The sequence below is a fragment of the Enteractinococcus helveticum genome, from assembly GCF_001657475.1.
In the GTDB taxonomy this organism is placed as follows: domain Bacteria; phylum Actinomycetota; class Actinomycetes; order Actinomycetales; family Micrococcaceae; genus Yaniella; species Yaniella helvetica.
The window spans coordinates 1-17392 of sequence record NZ_LXEY01000005.1; the positions used below are offsets into that span (position 1 = coordinate 1).

16 protein-coding genes and 1 rRNA gene are annotated in these 17392 nt (G+C 55.6%); 5 read left to right on the top strand and 12 right to left on the bottom strand.

The features are described 5' to 3' along the window. The 6 genes from A6F49_RS00595 to cysS all read right to left on the bottom strand — a co-directional run. A 16S ribosomal RNA gene (locus A6F49_RS00595) occupies nt 1–119 on the bottom strand; the annotation flags it as partial. 877 nt (nt 120–996) lie between these two features. Then, nucleotides 997–1788 carry an ABC transporter ATP-binding protein gene (locus A6F49_RS00600; RefSeq protein ID WP_043056684.1) on the bottom strand — a complete coding sequence of 264 codons (792 nt, stop codon included), beginning with the start codon at nt 1786–1788 and terminating at the stop codon, nt 997–999. After that, nucleotides 1775–2752, bottom strand: a complete 978-nt coding sequence (locus tag A6F49_RS00605) for an ABC transporter permease (RefSeq protein WP_043056685.1) — start codon at nt 2750–2752, stop codon at nt 1775–1777. Before A6F49_RS00605 ends, A6F49_RS00600 begins: the two co-directional genes overlap by 14 nt. Nucleotides 2753–2857: 105 nt before the next feature. Continuing rightward, nucleotides 2858–3919: an ABC transporter substrate-binding protein gene (locus A6F49_RS00610; protein ID WP_043056686.1), complete on the bottom strand. Its 1062-nt coding sequence runs from the start codon at nt 3917–3919 to the stop codon at nt 2858–2860. Nucleotides 3920–3981: 62 nt separating this feature from the next. Next, the gene (gene rlmB / locus A6F49_RS00615; RefSeq protein ID WP_043056687.1) at nt 3982–4914 is read right to left on the bottom strand and encodes a 23S rRNA (guanosine(2251)-2'-O)-methyltransferase RlmB; all 933 of its coding nucleotides are present in this window, start codon (nt 4912–4914) and stop codon (nt 3982–3984) included. A gap of 26 nt (nt 4915–4940) precedes the next feature. Continuing rightward, nucleotides 4941–6392, bottom strand: coding sequence for a cysteine--tRNA ligase (gene cysS / locus A6F49_RS00620; protein ID WP_043056688.1), 1452 nt, complete (start codon nt 6390–6392; stop codon nt 4941–4943). A gap of 245 nt (nt 6393–6637) precedes the next feature. On the opposite strand from cysS, the gene A6F49_RS00625 reads away from it, so the two are divergent. Then, nucleotides 6638–7189: a hypothetical protein gene (locus A6F49_RS00625; RefSeq protein ID WP_043056689.1), complete on the top strand. Its 552-nt coding sequence runs from the start codon at nt 6638–6640 to the stop codon at nt 7187–7189. Nucleotides 7190–7257: 68 nt separating this feature from the next. Here the strand turns inward: A6F49_RS00625 and A6F49_RS00630 are convergent, their stop codons facing one another. Beyond that, entirely contained in the window at nt 7258–7938 is a 681-nt protein-coding gene (locus A6F49_RS00630) for a response regulator transcription factor (protein ID WP_043056690.1), read from the bottom strand. Next, on the bottom strand, nt 7938–9134 hold the full coding sequence (locus A6F49_RS00635) for a sensor histidine kinase (RefSeq protein ID WP_067605435.1): 1197 nt from the start codon (nt 9132–9134) through the stop codon (nt 7938–7940). Before A6F49_RS00635 ends, A6F49_RS00630 begins: the two co-directional genes overlap by 1 nt. Before the next feature lie 197 nt (nt 9135–9331). On the opposite strand from A6F49_RS00635, the gene phoU reads away from it, so the two are divergent. Continuing rightward, entirely contained in the window at nt 9332–9988 is a 657-nt protein-coding gene (gene phoU / locus A6F49_RS00640) for a phosphate signaling complex protein PhoU (RefSeq protein WP_043056691.1), read from the top strand. Here phoU and A6F49_RS00645 read toward each other — a convergent pair. Genes A6F49_RS00645 through A6F49_RS00660 form a run of 4 tightly spaced genes read right to left on the bottom strand, consistent with a single transcriptional unit; the run spans nt 9985 to nt 13896 of the window. Continuing rightward, nucleotides 9985–10815: an aminotransferase class IV gene (locus A6F49_RS00645; RefSeq protein WP_043056692.1), complete on the bottom strand. Its 831-nt coding sequence runs from the start codon at nt 10813–10815 to the stop codon at nt 9985–9987. The two genes, phoU and A6F49_RS00645, sit on opposite strands and share 4 nt — an antisense overlap. Further along, entirely contained in the window at nt 10812–12788 is a 1977-nt protein-coding gene (locus tag A6F49_RS00650) for a chorismate-binding protein (protein ID WP_052504651.1), read from the bottom strand. Before A6F49_RS00650 ends, A6F49_RS00645 begins: the two co-directional genes overlap by 4 nt. Nucleotides 12789–12815: 27 nt before the next feature. Continuing rightward, complete coding sequence (locus A6F49_RS00655) at nt 12816–13562, bottom strand: phosphoglyceromutase (protein ID WP_043056693.1); 747 nt, start codon at nt 13560–13562, stop codon at nt 12816–12818. Between the two features lie 19 nt (nt 13563–13581). Then, on the bottom strand, nt 13582–13896 hold the full coding sequence (locus A6F49_RS00660) for a DUF2516 family protein (protein WP_043056694.1): 315 nt from the start codon (nt 13894–13896) through the stop codon (nt 13582–13584). Between the two features lie 68 nt (nt 13897–13964). Here A6F49_RS00660 and tmk point away from each other — a divergent pair, with 68 nt between their 5' ends. The 3 genes from tmk to A6F49_RS00675 are packed head-to-tail and all read left to right on the top strand — an operon-like array spanning nt 13965 to nt 17320. After that, nucleotides 13965–14597 carry a dTMP kinase gene (gene tmk, locus A6F49_RS00665; RefSeq protein WP_235604794.1) on the top strand — a complete coding sequence of 211 codons (633 nt, stop codon included), beginning with the start codon at nt 13965–13967 and terminating at the stop codon, nt 14595–14597. Then, nucleotides 14594–15766 (top strand): DNA polymerase III subunit delta', encoded by a 1173-nt coding sequence (locus A6F49_RS00670; protein ID WP_043056696.1) that lies wholly within the window; start codon nt 14594–14596, stop codon nt 15764–15766. The genes tmk and A6F49_RS00670 overlap by 4 nt, the downstream gene beginning before the upstream one ends. 18 nt (nt 15767–15784) lie before the next feature. Beyond that, nucleotides 15785–17320, top strand: coding sequence for an alpha/beta hydrolase (locus A6F49_RS00675; protein WP_043056697.1), 1536 nt, complete (start codon nt 15785–15787; stop codon nt 17318–17320). Nucleotides 17321–17392 lie beyond the last annotated feature (72 nt).

Sequence of the window (17392 nt, forward strand, 5' to 3'; positions counted from 1 at the left end):
GTGATACTCACCCGTTCGCCACTCATCCACCCCAGCAAGCTGGAGCTTCAGCGTTCGACTTGCATGTGTTAAGCACGCCGCCAGCGTTCATCCTGAGCCAGGATCAAACTCTCCAAACAAAAACAAATGTTCAGACCAGTTACGATCAACAGGACCAGACGGAAACATCCAGCCCCTGGCAACACTGCGCATCATCCCACGGAGGTAGGACAACCACAGCAACCATTCAAAAAAAAATGGCATCAAACAAACTTGGCACACTATTGAGTTCTCAAACAACCACACCCACCAACCAACACACCCACAAAGGACATGCCAACCAACAGGAAACAAACGACCCAATAGCAGTTCCATACAGAACTTCAGATTGAATCGGTTTATCTTGGAAGTAAACTTATCATTACCGGAAGCTTTCGCCCCAGACAACAGAAGAACACTCTATCAGAATCTCTGACCCGAATGTCAACTCCAACTGCGATGATCCCCGTCACACAAGCGCAATGGCATTACCATGCATTTGTGCTTGCCACACGCACTCTCTAGTGAATGTGTGGTATCCAGAAGATTTCGCCGATCTGTATTTTCAAGCAATTTCTTGCTTGTTTTTCGACCGGATCAACAGCATCTCACATAGTGAATATCGACTGTCAACTCGCTCCAGATCAAGGAATAGTTGTATGTTTTTTATGAAAGAACTTCTGTGTCTCAGCGCTTCCCGTCTCCGTTCCGCCCTGGGCACGAGAGATAACTATACACAGATAAATTTCTAATGCAAAACCGGTAGATGCCTCGAGTCAACAGTCGTTTTACTTTGGTCTTTACCGGTAATACACCAGTTATTCATCGCATAGCTGCCACAGCCTCCAATGACTGTGACTGAGGTCTCGGGGTTGTTCAGAAAACTCTTCCCAACCTGGGCTCTCATTTGCCTTGCGGTTAAAACACAACGCGGGTGGGACCAAATGATGATCCCGCCCGCGAAGCAGCGTGTTCTAGCTACTGCAACAACGTCCTGTCTGAGACTGTTGCATCTTTGATATTTGAGAATTGTGCCAATAGATCTTCGACAGTCATCGAAGTTTTGTCTTTGCCTGAGACGTCGAGGATGATTTCGCCTTCGTGCATCATGATCAGACGATTACCGACTTCAAGTGCCTGGCTCATATTGTGTGTGACCATCAGGGTGGTCAGTTCTTGTTCTGCAACGACCTTTTCAGTCAGGTGAGTTACAAGTCGTGCTCGCTCTGGATCCAGGGCAGCTGTGTGTTCATCGAGAAGAAGGATCTTTGGTTGAGAAAATGTAGCCATCAGCAACGACAGTGCCTGGCGCTGTCCGCCTGATAACAAGCCGACTTTGGCGCTTAGACGTTTTTCTAAGCCAAGTTCAAGAACTTCAAGCGCTTCGGCAAAACGCTGGCGTTTAGCTTTCGTGATACCAAAGCTCAATCCACGACGTTGTCCGCGTCGTTCGGCCAGGGCCATGTTCTGTTCGATCGTTAGGTCGGGCGAGGTACCAGCCATTGGATCTTGGAAAACTCGTCCAACGTATTTAGCCCGTTTGAAATCTTTCATCCGGGTGACATTCCGGCCAGCAATTTCGACAACGCCAGTATCGGGAGAAACTTTGCCGGCAATGGTGTTCAGTACTGTTGATTTGCCGGCGCCGTTTGAACCGATCACCGTGACGAAGTCGCCGTCATCGAGTTCAAGATTGATGCCCGACAGGGCCACCCGCTCATTGATCGAGTTAGGGAAGAACGTTTTATTGATGTTCTTAAGCTTTAGCATTGGTGGCCCCCTCAAGTGCAGGTTGGGTCTTGGCAGTCGTCATAGATTTTGCCCTTGTCCTAACGCGCCACTTCGGTAGCAGCAGGGCCAGTACCACGATGATGGCCGAGATCAAGCGCATATCGTTCGGGTTGAATCCTATTGCCAATGCGCCCTGGACAGCAGCACGGTAAATGATGGAACCAAAGATTACCGCCGTCGTTGCCATGAGGACTTCACGGTTTCGTGTTCCAAAGATGATGCGACCTACCGCCGTATCAGCAAAACGGGTGACGAATCGGTTATGGAATAGAGCTTGGCCCAAAATAACCGACGCCAGGCCGACCAAAATCAGGCCAATACCCATCGAGATATCAGCGGAGCCTTGTTTCTGGGCAATGAACGCACCGGCTAATCCGACCAGACCGTTTGACACGGCAAGACCCACGATTTTCATGGCGTCAGTTGAGACGCCGAAGGAGCGGACCATTTCTTCATTGTCGCCGGTAGCTTGCAGTCCCAGGCCCATATCGGTTCCAAGGAACCAATCCAACAAGAATTTGAAGATCAGGATGATCACGAACAGTACCAAGATCAGCACCCAGCCGGTAATACCGTTGGCACTGAACCAACTGTAGACCGTGTCGTGACCTAGCAGTGGGACGTTCGCGCGGTTGCCCATGATGCGCAAGTTAATCGAATACAGCGCCAACATCGTCAAAATACCGGCAAGCAACGGGTTGATTCCGCCTTTTGCATGCAAGAGTCCAGTGACGACACCGGCCAGTGCGCCCGCGATGAAAGCTGCCCCCAGTGCAAGGACCGGGTTTAGGTCATAGTTGACCATCAAGATAGCCGCCGTCGCCGCACCCGTGGTGAATGACTGGTCAACCGTCAGGTCGGGAAAATTCAGAATGCGGAAGGTCAGATATACGCCAAGCGCCATGATGGCATATATGAGACCGAGTTCTAATGTCACGGTCATAGCAGTCCGGGGCTACCTTTCATCAAGTGTGATAAGCGGGCCCGGGCAGTCAAGTCGTCGCCCAGGCCCGCTTACATTTTTGCAGGTTATTGAATGCCGCGCGAGTTACTCAGCGGATTCCTCAGCGTCAGTTTCTTGATCAGTGGTGTCGTTAGTTTCGGTAGCATCGTCTTCACCCGTGATGTTCGCTCCTTCGAGCAGATCTTGTGGAATTTCTACACCCATTTGCTCGGCAGCTTCCAAGTTGAAGGTGTATTCCAGAGCAGCTTCATCAGCGCGCTCAGGCGGGGTGTCGGCGAGTTCATTTTCACCGGTTACCAGTGCCAAGATCATTTCACCGGCTTGGCGACCATGTTCGTAGTAGTTCAGGCCGTATGTACCGATGGTGCCACGTTCTACTGAATCTGATTCAGCGGCGAAAACGGGGACTTGGTTATCGATGCCATAAGAAATAACTGTTTCCAGACCGGAGACAACAGTGTTATCGGTTGGCACGTAGATGGCGTCGACGTTATCGAAGGATTCGACACCCTGGGCGACCTCAGAGGTATTGGTGACGGCGACTTCCTGAATCTCTACACCAAGTTCTTCTGCGGCTTCCTTGGCTGCATCGACCTGGACAACCGAGTTGGATTCAGCCGATGAGTATGGGATACCGATGACTTCAACGTCACCTACGACGTCGAGAATCAACTGCAACTGCTGATCAACCGGGTTCATGTCCGAAACACCGGTGATGTTCTCTCCCGGGGTATCCCAGTCAGGAACCAGCTGAGCGTCAACCGGGTCGGTTACCGCTGAGAAGACAATTGGCGTGTCAGTAATTGTCGTTGCAGCAGCAATAGCAACCGGAGTGGCGATCGGAGCTACAGCATCAAGATTGGTATCCCCGGCATAGCCACCCACGATGTTATTCATGGTGGCCTGGTCAGCTTGGGCGTTTTGCTCTTCGATCTCGAAGTTGTGCTCGGATTCTTCCAGCACATCTTTGATGCCCTGTGCGGTCGCATCCAGTGAAGGGTGCGAGACATACTGGGCGATACCGACCTGGTAGGTTTCCCTGGTGGCGTCACCGTTGTCTCCACCATCATCGGAACCGCACGCGGTGAGCAGCAGACCCATGGCCGCAACGCTAGCTGCTGTTTTCAATAGGGTAGTTTTCTTCATTCCTACTCCAACTCTGTACTGATGCGAGTGATGAATTGTGCCGTACGCCACATGGGCGTATGTTAGTCAATCTTAGCCCGAAGTCGGGCAATTTCGTACAGGGTAATTCCCGCAGCCAGTGATGCGTTGAGGGACTCTAATTCCGAAGAGATTGGAATCGATACGATCTGGTCCACATTTTCGGCAACTAATCGCGACAGTCCGGTGCCTTCGGAGCCGACGACGACGCACAGGGGTTCCGTGGCCAGTGGCAAACCGGGCAAGGACTGGTCGCCGTCACCGTCGAGGCCGATGGTAAACATGCCGGCTTTTTTATATTCAGTCAGGGCACTATTGAGGTTACTGACCTGCCCAACTGGAACACGGGCCGCTGCTCCAGCCGAGGTTTTCCAAACGGTGGAAGTCACCCCAACTGAACGGCGCGACGGAATCACCACCGCGTCTGCACTAAAAGCTGAAGCCGAACGCAAGATCGCACCCAGGTTATGGGGGTCGGTGATCGAGTCCAGTGCAACAACCAGCGGTGGCTTATGTCGGTAGCCTTTAGACCAGTCGTCCATCAGTTCAACGACAAGATCGATACCGTTTTCGTATTCATACGGTGGCACTTGCAGAGCAATACCCTGGTGCCGGGCGTTATCGGTGATCCGGGCCAGCTGAGCTTCGGTGGCTTCCAATACCGGGATGCCACGATCCGCGGCTAGCCGCACGGACTTCCGAATCCGGTCGTCCATTTCCACTCCGCCAGCCACGTATAGGGTGCTGGCGGGAACTTCTGCTTCAAGGGCTTCAACTACCGGGTTGCGACCAGCAACGGCGTCTGTGGTGCGCTCCGTTTTTTTCTTCGGTGCCGGGGGCCGGTAATTTTTGTGCCAGGTTCGATCTGAGGCTTTGGGCGTGGGCCCACGGCCTTCAAGTTTGCGACGTCCTTGGCCGCCGGAACCTTTGGTTGGGCCCTTCTTCTTACGTGAAGAGCCACTGCGACGAGTACTCATTTGCTCGTCCTTTCTGCTGGAAAAACTTATGCTTGGGGTTCTGTAATCGACCAGGTCACGCCATGAGCACCATCTTCAACGACGACGCCGGCTGTGGCCAGTTGGTCTCGAATGGCATCGGCGGTTGCCCAATCTTGTGCTTGTCGTGCTTGAGCTCGCGCCTCGATCTGTGCTGCTACCAAGGTTTCCAGGACACGATGTGTTGCCGAATCGGCTCCGTCGTCGTGTTCCTCAGCCGAGTTCAGCCCGAGCACCTCGACCATCGTGTTGACCTGGCTCAGGTGGGTCTTGACCGCCTCGGCGTCGTTGGCATCCAGCGCCGAGTTCCCCGAGCGCACAGTTGCGTGCAACACCGCCAGGGCTTCTGGGACGTTGAGATCGTCTTCCATGGCGCGCGCGAATTGCTCCGGCACGGTGTCGATACCGACTGGGGCGGTAAAGAGTTTTGCCGCACGAGACTGGAACGCTTCAATACGTTCCAGTGCACTGCTGGCTTCTTGCAGCGCTGCGGGGTGATAATCCAGCTGGGACCGATAGTGCGCTTGGCCCAGGAAATAGCGGACCGCTCCGGCACGGGCCATAGTCAACATCTCTTCTGGAGACACCGTATTGCCCACGGACTTGGACATTTTTTCACCCTCGGCGGTGACCAGTCCGTTGTGCATCCAGAAGTTGGCAAAATGATCACCGGCCGCAGTGGATTGGGCCAGTTCATTTTCGTGGTGTGGGAACCGCAGGTCCAGTCCCCCACCGTGGATATCGAATTGGCGGCCCAAGTACTTGGTTGCCATCGCAGAGCATTCAATATGCCAGCCGGGCCTACCGGCTCCCCATGGCGAATCCCACGAGGCACCCGCCGGGTCCGACTCTTGAGCGGACTTCCACAGGGCAAAGTCTCGTGGATCCTTCTTGCCACGGGTCGGGGCATCTTCAGCGTCTTGCATCTTGTCCACCGACTGGTGGGTGAGCGCCCCGTAGTCAGGCCAAGACTTCACATCAAAATACACATCAGCCGAACCATCCAGCGCAACATATGCGTGTCCGGCGTCGATGAGTCGCTGAATCAACTGGATCATTTCGGGAATGTGTCCGGTTGCTCGCGGCTCATATGTCGGACGGCGCACCCCGAGCGCCTCGTAGGCTTCGGCAAATGCGTTTTCGAAACGGTAAGCCAAGGCCCACCAGGGCTCACGGGCCGGATAGTCCTGGGTGGCAGTGAAACTTGCATCGAACGATTCGGCAGAGCGGGCTAAGATCTTGTCGTCAATATCGGTGACGTTGCGCACCAAAGTAACCTGATAGCCGGCGTATTCAAGCCAGCGCACCAGGATGTCAAAGACCACAGCCGAGCGGATATGCCCGACGTGCGGTTTGCCTTGAACGGTTGCGCCACAGTAATAAATGGAGACCTCTCCATTGACAATAGGAGTGAAGTCCCGGATCGCACCGGTGGCCGTATCATAAAATCGTTGTCCCACGCTGCCCGATTTTAGCTCAGTCCGCTGTCTAGCAGGTAATCTGTATCGCACGCCGTCCTGGATGCGGCTAGCACAAGGTCATTGTGAGGGTGCCGTAGCTGCGAGATATGTTGTCGCAAAGTAGCCCACATTTAGTCACATACGATAACCTCAGAACGAAAGCTTCTTGCTTTGCGGGCGGATTCGACCCGAGGCAAGGCATAACATCACCTCTAGCGCACCTTATTTATACGAGGAGAACCATCGTGAAGGTCAACAAAACTCGCCGGAACGTATTTGCCGGCTTGGCATTGGCTGCCATCCTGGGCACTACCGGTTGCTCGGCCATTAACCCGCAGGCAACGACGTTCGAGTATGCACCCTCCGACGGGACCCAGACCACCGTCTCCGCTGATGATACTGCCAACAGCGACATCGTTGAGTTCCTGAACATTGGTGTTATCACCAACGATGCTAACGATTCCGGTCGTCTGATGGGCACGATCCACAACAAGTCCACGAAACGTCAAAATGTTGAACTAAAAATCAACAACGAAACCTTCGAATTCAGCCTCAGCGGCAACGAACAGCTGAAGCTAGAAGGAGAAGAGATCATCCTTGAGCGGGTCGGCACCGAACCAGGTGAGCTGGCTGACGGCGTTGCTACCGCATTTGGCAATTCCAATGACTTCTATGTTTCGGTGCTGCCTCCAACTCTGGAAGAATATCGCGAGCTCTACCCTGGCGATTTGAACGAACAGGAACAGGTCGAACACCTGTACGAATTCCAGGGACCATTCCACCGCGATGAACAGTAAGTAACCTTTAAATAGTTTGGGGCCGGTCATGCGACCGGCCCCAAACTATTTAACGCATCAACGCTGCTTTAGGCTTCGAATTTATATCCGAGTCCGCGAACGGTCATCAGGTAACGCGGTGACGATGGGTCAGGCTCAATCTTGGAGCGCAGGCGTTTGATGTGGACATCCAGCGTTTTGGTGTCACCTACATAGCCCGGCCCCCACACGCGGTCGATGAGCTGGCCGCGGGTCATGACTCGGCCGGCATTGCGCAAGAGCATCTCGAGTAGATCAAATTCTTTGAGTGGCATGGTGATTTCGTCACCATCCACCGATACGACGTGGCGCTCGACGTCCATACGGACCGGACCGGCTGATACCGTGTCCGGGATGAGTTCATCGGATTCCGAGTTGCGGCGCATCACGGCCCGTATGCGAGCAATCAGCTCGCGCGAGGAATACGGTTTGGTGACGTAATCGTCAGCGCCCAGTTCCAAACCAACGACCTTATCGACCTCGCCGTCCTTGGCTGTGAGCATGATGACCGGGACCTGGGAGTCCTGCCGGATCTGGCGAATCACATCGGTGCCCGGTTGGCCCGGCAGCATGAGATCCAGCAGCACCAAATCGGCGCCGTTCCGTTCAAATTCTTCCACGGCTTCCAGGCCGTCTTCAACGACGGTAACCTCGTATCCTTCCCGTTGTAGCAAGTACGACAGCGGGTCTGAGATTGACGGTTCGTCTTCAACGACAAGAATCCGAGTCATCAGTGTTTTCCTTTTCCTTGAGCAGGGTTGTGTATCGGTGAACCGTTGTTTACGGGTTCTGTTCCTTCGGTGGCGGCTTCATGCGCTTCGGGATCCAGGGCTGGAAGGCGGATGAGGAATGTTGAGCCTTCATCAACAACCGATTCCACCATGACTTCACCACCGTGATTCGATACGGTGTGTTTCACGATGCTCAGCCCCAGTCCCGTGCCACCGGTGGCACGGGACCGTGCTGAGTCAACCCGATAAAATCGTTCAAAGATTCGTTCGCGGTCTTCTTCGGCAATACCGGTCCCCTGGTCTGAGACCGCGATGTGGACGACATCGTCGTGCTTAGTCACTTCGACCCACACCGTGGAACCATCCGGAGAATATGTCACGGCATTGTCTATGAGGTTGCGGATCGCCGTCATCAATTGGTCGTAGTCACCAAAGACCGCCAGGGGTTCGGGTTGGCGGCTGTGAATGGAGATATCGCGGGCAGAGGCTTCGGTACGCACCCGGTCAATGGCTTCGGAAACTAATCGGGTGATATCGAGTGGCTCGGCAGTCTCGACAATGTCGCGTCCCTGGAGCCGAGATAGTGAGATGACGTCTTGCACCAGCGCGGATAAGCGAATCGATTCGATGGTCAGTCGGCTGGCGAAGTGGCGAACGGCTTCTGGGTCATCTGCGGCGTCTTCAATGGCTTCGGCCAGCAGACTCATGGCACCCACCGGGGTTTTCAACTCGTGCGACACATTGGCCACGAAATCGTGGCGAATCGCCTCGGTCCGATGCTGTTGGGAGCGGTCTTCTGCCATGATCACAACGTATTGATCACCAATAGCGGCCGCTCGCAAGTGCACCAGCCAGTGTCCCTCCGGTGCGGAAAGCGCCGGAATTTCAAAACGATAGTCATATAGTTGGCCAGCCGTGCGCACACGAGCCGTCAGTTCGGCTAATTGTTTATGTCCCAGCTGGTTGCCCCGGACCAAACCGAAAGCATAGGCCGATGGGTTAGCACGGACCACGGTGTCAGCGGCGTCGACAATAACATAGGCCTGTCCCACGACTGCCAGCACATCCAGTGCGCCTTTGGGGATGGATTGCTCGTGATCCGCGAGTCGTTCGATTCTTGAACGCGACGAAATCCGGAAGGCGACCATGGCACCCACCGTCACAATCACACCGGCCAGTCCAAAAAGAACGGCCACAGAAACGAGACTATCCACAGATGTAACAGTACCCATACTTTTGGTGACGTGTTTGCCCAATTTCGTCTTTTGGGGCCTAATACACGCATTTGTCTGGCAGAATTCACCGCTCGTTTACTTTGTTTAGAGACAGTAGACAGCAATGGGCAGGTATATTGGCCTGCAATCACTCAAATGTATCTACGAGGACGTATCACATGCGCAAACTCTTTATGGCCGAGATGGAGGCCGTGGGCGACGATCTTGTCGAAATGGCTACCTTAGTGAATCGAGCTATGAAGCAAGCGCGAGTCGCCCTGGAAGCCCACGACGTGGGCTTGGCCGAAACGGTCATCGCCCAGGATGCTCGCATTGACTACCTACAAAACACCCTGGATGAGCGCACCATCGAGTTGTTGCTGCTGCAGAACCCGGTTGCCACTGATCTTCGGTTGTTGGTTGCCGCACTGCGTGTGTCGTCCTCCATGGAGCGCATGGGTGACCTGGCACGTCACGTGGCAGCCTTGGTTCGTCTGCGCTACCCGGGACACGTTATACCCGAGCCCAGTCGACCAGAAGTCGCCGAAATGGCCGAACTGGCGGTCACCGTGAGTGAGCACCTAGAACGTCTGATGACCAGCTATGACCTGGCCGAAGGCCGCGAGATCGTGAAGATTAATAACGATATCGATATCTTGCACTCGCAGATCATGAACTATGTGACGGAAAACGTGTGGTCGCTGACGGCTCCGCAGGCTCAAGATTTGACGCTATTGACCATGCGCCTTGAGCGGTTCGGGGATCACGCCGTATCGATCAGCCGGAAGATCGCCTACTTGGTCACCGGCGAATGGGAACCACCGGTCATCGCTTAGGCAAGACCTGCTCGTGGAACTTCAGTGAATCGTGACCACCAGGCTGCTTGCCACAGGGCGGTTTTTGGGTGGTCAACGATAAGTTTTTCTCCGGATGCGCTACCGATGGTGGTGACCGGAGAGATCCCGTGCAACGTATTGGCAAACCATACCGGGTACTCCCCGGTGGCTATCTGTTGGATGGTCACCGGTCGGTGAGTCACAGCTAGACTTTGTGACTTTGCAAACTTGGCAATACGTTGAGCGGATATCGAAGCGAGCTGCTGGGTAGCCTGGCAAAACACCAGTTCTGTTGGTTTTTCCCAGACCAGTAGCGTCCCGGTGGTCGTTTCAATGACGTTGGTGCCGTCATGTAAGACCACATCATCAGCGGGCGCTTCAGACACCAACCTGCGCATCAGGTCAATATCCGGTCCTTTAACCGTGGGCCTGATGCGCGGGTCGGTGTAGTTCGGAATCCATAAGCTGGTTGTGGGCCGCGGCATCGGTGCCCGCCGTGCCACCAAGATCAGCCGTCGCTCCCTGCCATCAGCTTCAAGACTGATGCGCGGAAAAAGATCTATTCCTGGATATTGCCCAGCTACTAGCGCCAGGCGATGTCGCAGTGCCGTTTCTAAGACTGCCGGATCCATGGCCCTAATTTCACCGATATGCTCTGCTTGAGCTGTGATCCCTGCGAAGAACCGGTGCAGGTGATCTTCTAACCCGCAGACTTGTACCTCACGGACTCGCCACGAGTCGGCAACCAGGATTTCACCACCCTCGGCCGGTGCAGTGGGTTCAAAATCGTGTCCGGTCCAGATGAAATGCTGCGGGAGTCCTGTCATGATTGCTCTGCGATGCTATCCAGAAGTGCTTGGGCTTTGAGATGTTTTTCCAGTTCTTCGGCCACCGGATCGGAACCAACGACCACAGCTCCCCCGGCTCCAATGCTCAGCTGACCGGCGTCAATGATGATGCTGCGGATAACGACGTTGAGTTCGGCGGTGTTGTTATCGCCCAGCCATCCCATGGCTCCAGAGTAAATGCCTCGTGGCCCGGCCTCTAAGTGGTCGAGGGCTGTTATGCTAAATGGTTTTGGTGCACCGGTCATTGAGCCACCGGGAAATACTGCTCTGAGGGCTTCAACGACCGGGATGTGTGGGCGCAGGTGACCGGTCACGGTGGTGACCAACTGGTGAACCGTTGCGAAACTTTCAACCGCCATGAGTTTCGGTACCGCTACAGAACCCGGCTGACTGACTTTGGCAAGATCATCTCGCAACAAGTCGGTGATCATCAGGTTTTCTGATTGGATCTTTGGATCAGCGGCCATCTGTTGGGCGATCTGCACGTCCTGTGCCGGGTCGCTACTGCGAGCTACTGTGCCTTTGATGGGCTTGGATTCCACCAGGCCAGCGCGGTCCACTTTCAAAAACTCTTCGGGAGAGGCACATAGGACCTCGAGCTCGTCACCAAACGTATTGAAACGCAAATACCCGGCATATGGTGCGGGGTTTTTTGTGCGTAACCGCCCGTAGAGGTCCAGGCTGTCACCCCGGTAGTCATCCAAATTATAGGTATCCGTCAGACAGATACCTGCGGCTTCACCACCTTGCAGCATGGCCTGAATCTCGATGGCCCGGTGTTGATACTCTTCGGTCGTCAACCGCCATTGTCCCGTCGTTGGGTGAGAAGACGTGGACTCTGGCTGGGTACCTGGGCCGAAGGCTAGTGCGGTTTGGAGCGTATCCAACAGCGTTTCATCAACATAAGCAACCAGCGTGGTGACCTGCGTGCGGTGATCGTAGCGGAGAAATGCTTGTGGTTTGATCCAGTAGGCATCGGGGGTGGCAGCCTGGTGGGTGTTGATGTGCCCAACCATGGTGGCTTGTTTGGCTTCATAGCCTAGATAGCCCACCCAACCGCCGGTGAAGCCCTCAAGCTCAAGTGGCTGATCTGCTTGCCAGGCGTGGTGTTTCAGATAGTCCAGTACATCTTCGGTCCTGGAAGTCTGGTTGCCGGCTTGCTCAATGTCTAACTGATTTGTGGCAACATCCCACCGCACAGTTTGGGCTAGTGGACCAGTATTGGTCCCCATAATGGATGTGTCGCCCTGCCCGAGGTGTGCCGCGGCTGAATCCAACCAGAATGCGGCAGTGGCATCGCGTTGAAGCCTGCGAAAGGTGGCTTCGGTATCTAATTTGCCAGACAGCGTCCGGGTAAAGACCGGATGGCGCTGGGCTGCTTGCCGCGGTGTAGTGGCCTCCGGTGGGGTCTCAGTTGATGGTGTTGGTGCCAGTGCTAAGAAATTTTCAAGAATTCGCGCTCCGGTACTCGATTGGAGTGCGGCCAGCTCGCAGTGGATGCCCCAGTGATTCGTCCCTGCAACGCGATAGACCAACACGTTGCCGGCGTCGTCAACCGCTTCAATGCTAAAGGTCCCCGGATCCATGGCGGTCAGCCGCCAGGCGTGATAGCTAATGAGTTCAACCGGTCTGTCGAGACCTCCCAGGATTCCGGTTCGGGTGTGTTGATGGGCCACTGGTTCGCCATAGACGGGCTGGGCGGAAGCCACAGTGTCGTGTCCGTACGCTGCGGCCAGGTGTTGATACCCGGACCCAATGGCAAGTACCGGCAGGTCGGACAAGCCAAGCAGTCCGGATAAGTCCGGGATCTGGGTGCCGTGTGGAATGACGACGTGACTATAGTCGGTGAAATTTAACGCCGCCAGCTCGGCGGCGGGCGCGATATGTACCGCCCCGAGCTGGTGGGTCAAAATATTGGTGGTGAACCCGAGATTGTCGACGACAAGTATCATGCGGGTGCAATCACGCTACGATGCATGTTATTTGCCTTGGGCAGCAACGGCTGCAGCACCTGCAGCAGCGGCTTCTGGGTCCAAGAACCGAGCTTGAGTTACCGGTTTCATCGTGTCATCAAGTTCATACATGAACGGCACACCGGTTGGCAGGTTCAGCTGGGCAATGTCGTCGTCGGAAATACCTTCGAGGTGTTTGACCAGCGCACGCAGCGAGTTGCCGTGAGCAACAATGAGCACGGTTTTGCCCTGGGCCAGTTGCGGGACGATGTTGTCGTACCAGTATGGAATCAGACGGGTGACAACATCTTTGAGACATTCGGTGCGTGGCAGGTCCTCGCCCAGGTGTGCATAGCGTTCGTCACCGAACTGAGAATACTTGTGGTCATCAGCTAAGGCAGGTGGTGGGGTGTCGTAGGAACGACGCCATTCCATGAATTTTTCTTCACCGTGTTCTTCCCGAACCTCGGCTTTGTTCATCCCCTGGAGCGCACCGTAGTGGCGCTCGTTGAGACGCCAGCTGCGCTGGGCCGGAATCCACTGGCGATCAGCAGCTTCCAGGGCCAGGTTGGCGGTGGTGATGGCGCGACGCAGTAGCGAGGTGTAGACGACGTCGGGCAAAATATTTTGTTCTTTGAGGAGCTCACCGGCGCGAGCTGCTTCTGTGCGGCCTTGATCGGTCAGCGGAACATCGACCCAACCGGTAAATTGGTTGAGTTCATTCCAAGTGGACTGTCCGTGACGCAGTAAGACCAGTTTCGATGTTGTAGCCATGGCGATGAGTTTACCTGGTTTAGTAGGACCACATTTGGAATTCGCGCTTGGGCCCGGCAAGGTACACGCCAGCGGCCACAATCGAGGCTAAACCGAATAGTCCCATCCGACCGCCATACAAAATGGTCAGCGACGCGGAACCGAGTCCAAAGATCAGTGCCGCACCCAGAATGAGGAGCCAGGTGGATTTAGTTTGTTTGGAGTGGTTTTCAAATGACGAAGCGGGTCGACGAACCGCATCGAACATTGCCCAGATCACCATACCGGCGCCCACGAGAGCCAATCCGGCTTGGAGGCCATATTCGATCATCAACACCATGCGCAATAAATCCATGGACCTAGTCTAGCGACTGTGCGGCGGGGTATTAGGCTAGAGAGGGTCAGAATTTGAAAGGTTGTGTCGTGACGGGTCTATTTGTGGTGTTTGAAGGCGCCGATGGGACGGGGAAATCCACCCAGGTGGACGCTGTTTCTGCAACATTGCGTGCCGCAGGGCACGACGTGGTGGTGACACGCGAGCCCGGAGGTTCCGTGGTGGCGGAAAAATTGCGCAGCCTCGTGCTGGATCCCGCACACGAGATCAGCCCCATCACCGAGGCTTTGATCTTTGCGGCTGCGCGTGCCGATCACATCGAAAAAACCATTGCCCCGGCCTTAGCTGCCGGTCAGATCGTGATCTCGGACCGGTTTGTTGGTTCTTCCATTGCCTATCAAAGTGCTGGTCGGGGGCTCAGCCGAGAAACGATCGTCAATATTAATGCCTATGCCACCGCTGGGCTCACCCCGGATGTCACGGTCGTATTAGATCTTGACGAATCCGTGGCGGGTCGTCGCCGTGTCGAACGCGCCGAGCTCACCGATCGAATGGAATCAGCCCCCGAAGGCTTTCAGGATGCGGTGCGCGCTTCATTCTTAGCCCAGGTGCAAGCTGCCCCGGAGCGTCATCTCGTGGTGGATGCAGCCCAAACACCCGAGGCGATTACCCATCAGATCGTCACCCATCTGTCGACCAAATACGGAGTGTGTATCGCATGAGCAATCCGGTATGGCAGTCCCTGGCCGGTCAGCAAGCGGTCATCGAACAACTCACCGGTTATCAGACGATCACCGCGCCCACCCACGCGTGGTTATTCACCGGGCCGCCTGGTTCAGGGCGCTCGCTGGCCGCGCGAGCCTTTGCCCAAACACTGCAGTGTGAACAGCCAGAGCCTGTTGATCGTGGCTGTGGTCAGTGTCAGGCGTGCGTTACGATTGCTGCTGGCACCCACGCAGATGTCAATATCGTGACCACCGAAAAAGTCTCTTACGCGATCGAAGACGTTCGTGATCTGGTGGCCACCGCTCACGACCGACCCTCGACCGGACGCTGGCGCATCATCATTATTGAAGACGCCGATCGCATGACCGAGCGTGCCACCAACGTCTTGCTCAGGGCCATTGAAGAACCACCCGAACGCACCGTCTGGATGCTCTCGGCACCCTCCCCGGCCGATGTGTTGGTGACCATCCGGTCACGCACCCGGCACATCAATCTGGTTATTCCTGCCGTTGAAGATGTGGCCCAGCTGCTCACCCAGCGCGATGGCATCGACCCGCAACTGGCACAAGTCTGTGCCCGGGCATCACAATCCCACGTTGGGGTGGCGCGCTGGTTGGCCCGCTCCCCCGATGCCCGGGAGCGCCGGGACATGATCGTGCATCTGCCGTTGACCATCCGCTCGGCCTCGGCCGCAGTGGAGGCCGCCGAAAACTTGCACAAACTCGTCCAGGCTGAGGCTGAAGCGTCGTCGTCGGACCGCAATGCCGCAGAACGCGCAAGCCTGCTGCGCTCGTTAGGGCTGAGCGAAGACGAAACCATCCCACCCAAACTGCGGGTTCATATTCGTCGAATGGAAGACAACCAGACCGCCCGCAACCGACGCGCCGTCCACGATGCCTTGGACCGCGCGATGATCGACCTGTCTGGCATGTACCGGGACCTGCTTTTGCTGCACGTCTCACCACAGACCGCACTGATCAATGAACACTTGCGCGCCAAAGTAGTCGACTACGCCCAAACAGTCACCGCTGAGCACTGTCTGAACGCCCTTGAAGCCATTACCCAGGCGCGTCGTCGTCTGGCCGGCAATGTGCCGCCGCTGTTGGCGCTGGAGGCTATGCTGTTAGCTTTCATCCCACGTACCCGCCGCCACGCCCCGTTATAACCACGCAAAGGAAGCTCCGTGTCCAAAACCACTCGAACCCTAGCCGCCCTGGGCGCGATTGTCGCTCTGGTGGCCACCGGCTGTACCAGTGACGACGCCGCAGACCCCGCAGCGGGCATGCCAGATACTGTCTCGGACGAGCTGGCGGGATTTTATGATCAGACGGTGAGCTGGGATGCCTGTGATGACGCCGATGATTTTGAGTGCGGCACGGTGGATGTTCCTCTGGACTATGACAATCCTGAAACTGAGACGATCCAGATTCATCTGACGCGGGCAGCCGATACCGCCGACCAGCAGCCGGTGCTGTTCAACCCGGGCGGTCCTGGTTCCTCCGGGATTTCGTTCGTCCAGCAACAAGTCGACCTGATGCTGTCGGACCGACTGTCGGAAAATATTTCAGCAATCGGCTTTGATCCACGGGGTGTGGGAGCCTCACATCCGGTGGAGTGCATGACCGGTGAAGAATTCGATGAATCGCGTGAAACCCCTCACGATTCCTCGACGCCGGAAGGCTGGGAGGAATCCATCGAGCTGACTCACGAACTTGGCGATCAGTGCCTGGAGCGCTCCGGTGACATCGTCAAGCACGCAGACACCGTGTCAGCGGCCAAAGATATGGATGTCATCCGGGCTGCCCTGGAGCTACCGAAGCTGGACTACTTTGGCATCTCGTACGGCACCAAGCTGGGGGCCACGTATGCCGAGTTGTTCCCGGAGCAGGTCGGCAAGTTTGTCTTGGACTCGGTGTTAGCACCCAGCGCCGAAACCTTTGAAGTTACTAAGGCCCAGTCAGCTGGTTTCGAACAATCCTTACACGAGTGGGCTGCTTGGTGTGCTGACAGTACCGAATGCAACGTGGGCCAGCCGGGCGACGCCGATTCGGTCCTCACAGCAGTCAAAGACTTCATCGCCCAGGTCGAAGAAGAACCCCTGCAATACCCTGACGGTCGCACACAGCCGGCCTCGGACCTCTTCTTTGGGATTGTCACCCCGTTGTATTCCAGTGACAGCTGGCCCCTGTTAGCTGAGGCCTTTGAACAGGCCATCCAAAACGATTACGTCAATTCCAATTACCAACCGCTGTTTTTATTCTTCGCTGATGCCTACCACGGTCGCGAACCCACCGGCGAATATAACAACAACATGGATGCGTTCAATGCCATCAACTGCTTGGACTATACAGCCACCGAAAAGACCCTTGACCAAGCAACTGCCGAAGCCGAGGAGCTTGTCCAAAACGCGCCCATCTTCGGTCCCGCCATGTCGTTCTCAACCGGGTGCAATGGTTGGCCTGTTGAACCAGTGGAGCCGATCGGTGCCACCGTGGCTGAAGGCTCCGACCCAATCGTGGTCACGAGCTTGACCTCTGACCCAGCCACCCCGATCCATTTCTCACGCCAGTTAGCTGAGGAACTCGACAACAGCATCCACATCACCGTTGAGGGTGAAGGACACGGCGCCTACTCCCCTACCAATGAGTGCATCACCCAGGCCATTGACGGTTATATCTTGGACGACGAGCTGCCAGAGGACGGTCTGGTGTGCCAGTAATGTTTGGCGTATTTTGACCAATCGGATCAAAACTAGCTATGATCGCTTATCGGACGTTGTACCAACAGCATC